The organism is Bacillus sp. AFS031507 (assembly GCF_002584635.1).
Classification (GTDB): Bacteria; Bacillota; Bacilli; order Bacillales; family Cytobacillaceae; genus Neobacillus.
Genome location: NZ_NUOW01000067.1, coordinates 1 through 5724, shown reverse-complemented (window position 1 = coordinate 5724; position 5724 = coordinate 1). Strand labels below are relative to the sequence as shown.

The following is a 5724-nucleotide window of genomic DNA, read 5'->3' as shown; positions in this document are numbered from 1 at the left end:
AAACCAGGAACATTTCGCACTACTAACGCACTCGTTAGTTGAACAAAAATTTGAGAGTATTAATATAAAATCCATATTTATTCCTAAGAAAGAAAGAGTGTGGTTTATAATTGTAATCGTCTGAATAATATAAAATTATGGGAGCGATGGAGATGAGTAAAAAAATTTTAATAGCTTTACTCTGCTTAGGATTAATTGTGGTACTTTATTTTTCAGCTTCCCGTCCTGGTTCAAGTCCTGGTTCTAATTATATTCCTACTACATCCTTGGAAGAAGCAATCTGTGCAAAAGTAGAAGCACAGAATGAGGATTGCAAAAAAGTGATTTTAATTGATACCGATTCAAATGTGGCTTTTGTCGAGACTGAATTCGGAATCGTTCCTGTTCTTATCAGCAAAGACCATACCAAAGTGGTAAAAATGATTCCAGGATTGGATTTCCAAGAATTAAGAGAGGAAAAGGAGGAGAATGGACCAATAACCTGGAGAGTTGAAAATAATGTCCAAAAGGATTTCTCCATTCTATACGGATTTGCCAGAGACAAGGCAAGGACCATCATTATAAATAGTGAAGGCAATATACAACCAAATAAATTTTATGTTCGGGACGACTTGGCTGGTATGAGCGGAGGTTCAGGTACGGCTGCGTTGTGGGTTTGGTATATTACTTCTAAAGATGAAATGATTAAACCAGCGGATATAACAGTTTATGGAGCAGATGGTCATCTTATTTACGGAGGAAGCAAAGAGGAATAGTGAAGGGATAACAGAATGAAAAAGTCGGGAACTAAAAAAGGATGGGAACCAGAATGCCATGGGGACGGTTCTGGTGGCTTTTTTGGACAAGGAAAAATTGATTGAATAAGACCATGAGAAACGTTCCTGTGGAATTTTATTATTAAAAGTGAAAATCAGATTATGATAGAGTTTAAAAATGGATCCCATGGGTATCCCCAATATTAAGTCATTTACTTTCCTTAGGTGTAATCGATCAGATATTCCTAGTGCTTATCTTAGTAACGCTAGGATGGAATTACATTAGGGTCAGACCCCACTCGGCTTAAAGTTAACTATAATCTATCCATTTTAACCAACTTCTTGGCAGTTTTTTTGTGAACTATGCATCAGTTCAGATTGAACAAGCATACTCTATCATTCTGACATTAAGATCGGTTTAAGGTGACACAAAGAGATACTCCCGTTGACCCGAGCAATACCAAAGATTACTTCATAAAGTACTTCATAGATTACTTCAGAGAAAAAATAATATGTCATTCTTCCACTTCCGAACTCCCAAAAAATATTCTTTTAATAACCTGTCCTTTTTTCATTTTCGTTTATATATAAGAGGTAGAAGGAACGTAAGCCAATCGGTGGGCTGAAATCATCTTAAGATCGAATCAAGGTTCCCTTTACATAAAGACTTAAAGGAGAGGTTCAGATGAGTAGGTTGTTGATAAAGGAAAGTCCAGTCATGATTATCCCCAGTTTGGCGGTGAAGATTGGTTTGAATGAGGCAGTGGTGCTGCAGCAAATTCATTATTGGCTCGGAATTAGTAAGCATAAGATTGAGGGGAGAACCTGGGTGTATAACACGTATGAGGAGTGGCAAAAGCAGCTTCCATTTTGGTCGGTCAGTACCATTAAGCGGACGATTCTTTCATTAGAAATGAAGGGGTTACTTCTGTCTGCTAATTTTAATGAGATGAAAATGGACAAGACGAAATGGTACAGCATTGACTATGATAAACTGCAAGAGCATGAAGACAGCACAATGGAACGTCCAACTAGTCCTATTGAGGATTTGGCAACTGAGGAAGTGGCGGAGAATACGAAGGAAATAGATGTCAGTCCATCAGTGAAAAAGATCATCCCATTTGATAAAATTATCCAATATTTAAATGAGAAGACTGGAAAGAACTTTAGATCAGGCTCGAATAAAACAAAGGAATTGATTCATGCCAGATATGGAGAAGGGTTTACGCTCGAGGATTTTATAAGAGTCATTGATTTGAAGTCAGTAGATTGGCAGTCTGATCCTAATTGGAATAAGTTTCTACGTCCGGAGACGCTATTTGGGACAAAGTTTGAAGCCTATCTCAATCAGCAAGAAGGAAAGAAGAAAATGGCCGAGGATGAGTTTAACTTTGACGACTAAAAAAGAGATTTATTTACTAATGAAATTAATCGAGGTCTATTTCGAACAGTTTAAGATCACTCAAGAAAAATTAGATTGTTGGCATGTGGTGTTAAGTAAATATTCGTATGAAAAACTGCACGGGAATCTAATGGTGTTTGTAGTCCATTCACCGCATCCACCAAAGATTAGCGATTTGGTTCAGAATTCATCGGGAGGGGCACGCGCTATCCCTGGTCAATTTGTTTTAGATTTGACTGCCGGGGAAGATTGGTGATGACGATCCGACTTTATGGAAACCCATTGTAATATGTGAATTAATCAAGGCGAACCGTATCATAAGTAAATAAGGTTAAAAATATAAGCAGGACAATAAGATTTCCTGCTAATCTTAGTGCCTGTCACCACCCGATATTTGTCGAAGATTAATAGATTTTAATAGAGATAGAAAATAACAGAATAAAGTTGCAACTGAATATTGCTGTGACTGCTCAATCGTTAATAAAAAGAGGAGAGAGATAATTAATAAGTCTATGGATTAGGGTTGACTGGATAGGTCAGTAGCAGTATTGACACTTCCTAACCATTTTCATTCTCTGTGGTGCAGCACTTTTACACTTACTACTTAATTCCTATTGAAATAGGATGATATAATTGTTATATAATAAAAATAGAAAATTCATTATGACTAGAATGGGGAAGTAAAGTAGATGTTTAAAAAGGGATTTGCCATCTTTGTTGCCATGCTTCTTTTATTTACAGGCTTTCTTGTAGTTAAACCGGTTCAAGCTGCGGCAAGCGTAACAAAATATGTAACAGCGACTGCATTGAATGTCAGAACAGGTCCAGGGACGACCTACAAAATTGTAATAACCGTTAAGCAAAACCAAGCTGTCACTGTTTCACAAACTAAAGGCTCTTGGGATAAAGTAGCTGTTGCTGGTAAAACAGGTTGGGCATCCAATCAATACCTAACCACAAAAAAACCTGCAGCCCCGATTAAGAATTTGGCGGAAGGTTTAAAGACAGTAGGAAGCAACAAACAGCTAATTCTTGTGACTTCTAATGGCTACAATACCTCAAATGCTGAAATTCGTACCTTTAAGAGAAACTCCCAAGGGAAATGGGTTCCTGTTTTAACCACAACAGGCCATATTGGTAAATATGGATTTGCCACTGCAGCAAATATGCATGAAGGCGGTAAAAAGTCTCCAATTGGGAAGTATTCAATTGGAACCACATTTGGACGTTATGGAAATCCAGGAACCAAAATGCCTTATAGAAAAATCACAAGCGATGATGTTTGGGTAGATGATCCAACTTCAAAACTTTACAACACTTGGCAATCAAGAAGTAAAACACAAGGTCAATGGAAGAGTGCTGAAAACATGAACATCGCAGCTTATACCTACGGTTTCGTTATCAACTACAATACACAACGAACTCCGAATAAAGGTAGTGCGATTTTCTTCCACATTGGAAGTGGCTATACGCTGGGATGTACTTCCACTTCTCAAACGAATGTTGTCAACATCCTGAAATGGTTGGATCCTAAAATGAATCCAGTCATCATTCAAACTCCGATTCAGGAGCTAAACAAATACTAATTTTCCACGGAGAAACAAAAAGCCAACAGATTTATTTTTCTGTTGGTTTTTTTGCAAAATAGGGATTACCCAGGCGGCCAAAGAAGAGAAAGGGACACATTTATGAATTGTGGCATTAGCCCACAACATAAGGAAAGATGCATATTAGCATGACATCGGAGGCAGTTAGCCGTTAAATTCAACTAAAGATGTAAATCCCAGTGCCTGTGCGTTGCGGTCCCAGAAGTAGACAATATAAATTCGGATTTAGAGAAAGGAATCAGTAATAATCACTCTGGTTCCTTTCTTCTTCTCATCTTTTCGCATGGTCTCAGAACCCTGGGAGCCTGTCAAGGAAAGCACTTGACAGCCCCCCAGAATTCTGAGAATTGGTCTGTAAGATGCGAAGGAGAAAGACTAGCCCTGTGGTCTGTCTCTTAACTGGCTGCTGCATATTGTTTAGGTGTTTTGTAATCTAAGACCCCTTGAATTCGGTGATGGTTATAATAGTTTATATACTCATGAATAATCTGTTTAGCTTCGTCTATAACCCTAACTGTTTTTAGTTCTTTGCGTTCTGTTTTTAGAAAGGAGAAAAAGCTTTCTATACATGCATTATCGAGGGCATTTGCTTTTCTAGACATACTTGGAGTGATTTTATTTTCCCCTTCCCCCATTAACTCTTTCCATCTATTTGACCGGTAGGGCATTCCTTGGTCAGAATGAATAATCATCCCCTTCTTTTTATTTCTAGTTTCTAATGCAGAGACAAGCGTATCTTCTACTAGATTGACATCATGGGATCCAGATAATTGATATCCTAAAATATAATTATCATGTAAATCCATTAAGGCTGAGAGATAAAGTTTTGTATTTCCAATCGGAATTTCTGTGACGTCGGTAACCTACTTTTCACTTATTTTCGAAGTGGAAAAATCCCTTTTTAATAGGTTTTCATAGATATGGCCAGCCGAAGCTACTTTATACTTTGTCCATTGATAGATTTTCTTTTATCTCTACGCGCTTGACTTTTTAACCCCAACTCATTCATTAACCTTCGCACTAATTTCTCACTAACCGGAAGGTTATACTTATCTCTTAATTCGGCATTTATTTTGCGATAACCATAGTTCTTGTGGTGTTGATGGTAAATTATCGTAATATATTCTTTTAACTCTTTATCTCTATTTGTTTCCTTTTTCTTTTTTTCTTTGTTTTTTATATATTTGTAATATCCAGCCCGGGGAACTACAAGTATTTTACAAATTTTTGAGATAGGATATTTTGATTTAAGCTCATCTATTACTTGGAACTTAGCTTTTTTTCCCCCCTTTTTAGAATTTGAAGGTACTTTTTTAATATTTCATTTTCCATTTCTAACTCTTTGATTTTCTCTTTATCATCAATTAAACTGTTTCTCTTTTTACGTTTTAATCCAACTTCACCATAAGTTTCATACTTCTTAATCCATACATAAATATAGTCTGGATCAACAATCTCAAGCAGCTTAGCCACAATTTTCACACTTTCACCAGCTTGAACTCTATTAACAGCATTTAGTTTAAGTTCAAATGAATAAGATTTACTTTTTCTAATAGTAGACAACGAAATCACTCCTTATTTATGACCATTATGGTCATAGATTCCCCGAATTATTCGTGTCCACTCTAATGGGCGCAATCCACTATCACGCACCGAAAGTGGCTGAATAAAATCGTAGCTTAATATTTTAGGGTTGGTTGTGGATTTAAAAAGATAAGATATTGTTATCTCAGAAAAAGTTTCTGTTGTATATGTAGACCGAAGGTGTTATTATGAGGAAGTTGCTTTTAACGGCTGTTTTATTAGTTAAAGGTGATAACAAAAATGTTATATTATTATATTGACATAGTAATGGAGATTCGATATAATAATCATTGTCGCTTCTGACATGATAGATTGTTCTTTGAAAACTAAACAAACAAAAACGTCAACAAACAATAAAAAAAATCGTGTTTCTTCT

6 protein-coding genes and 1 pseudogene are annotated in these 5724 nt (G+C 36.4%); 4 read left to right on the top strand and 3 right to left on the bottom strand.

The window, feature by feature from the left end; all coding sequences use genetic code 11:
- Positions 1-152 precede the first annotated feature (152 nt).
- The 4 genes from COE25_RS28925 (at position 153) to COE25_RS28910 (ending at position 3743) form a co-directional block, all read left to right on the top strand.
- Positions 153-755 carry a hypothetical protein gene (locus tag COE25_RS28925; protein ID WP_098935109.1) on the top strand — a complete coding sequence of 201 codons (603 nt, stop codon included), beginning with the start codon at positions 153-155 and terminating at the stop codon, positions 753-755.
- 685 nt (positions 756-1440) lie between these two features.
- A complete protein-coding gene (locus COE25_RS28920) occupies positions 1441-2157 on the top strand; it encodes a conserved phage C-terminal domain-containing protein (protein ID WP_098935108.1) in 717 nt (238 codons plus the stop codon).
- Complete coding sequence (locus COE25_RS28915; protein ID WP_098935107.1) at positions 2147-2413, top strand: hypothetical protein; 267 nt, start codon at positions 2147-2149, stop codon at positions 2411-2413. The genes COE25_RS28920 and COE25_RS28915 overlap by 11 nt, the downstream gene beginning before the upstream one ends.
- A gap of 433 nt (positions 2414-2846) precedes the next feature.
- The gene (locus COE25_RS28910; RefSeq protein WP_098935106.1) at positions 2847-3743 is read left to right on the top strand and encodes an SH3 domain-containing protein; all 897 of its coding nucleotides are present in this window, start codon (positions 2847-2849) and stop codon (positions 3741-3743) included.
- Positions 3744-4159: 416 nt separating this feature from the next.
- Here the strand turns inward: COE25_RS28910 and COE25_RS28905 are convergent.
- From COE25_RS28905 to COE25_RS28895, 3 genes and pseudogenes are all read right to left on the bottom strand, one after another.
- Positions 4160-4615: pseudogene (locus COE25_RS28905) on the bottom strand (transposase); the annotation flags it as partial.
- 83 nt (positions 4616-4698) lie between these two features.
- Positions 4699-4944, bottom strand: coding sequence for a helix-turn-helix domain-containing protein (locus COE25_RS32475; RefSeq protein ID WP_373605393.1), 246 nt, complete (start codon positions 4942-4944; stop codon positions 4699-4701).
- An 80-nt stretch (positions 4945-5024) separates the two neighbouring features.
- Positions 5025-5327 (bottom strand): helix-turn-helix domain-containing protein, encoded by a 303-nt coding sequence (locus COE25_RS28895; protein ID WP_373605392.1) that lies wholly within the window; start codon positions 5325-5327, stop codon positions 5025-5027.
- Positions 5328-5724: the final 397 nt, after the last annotated feature.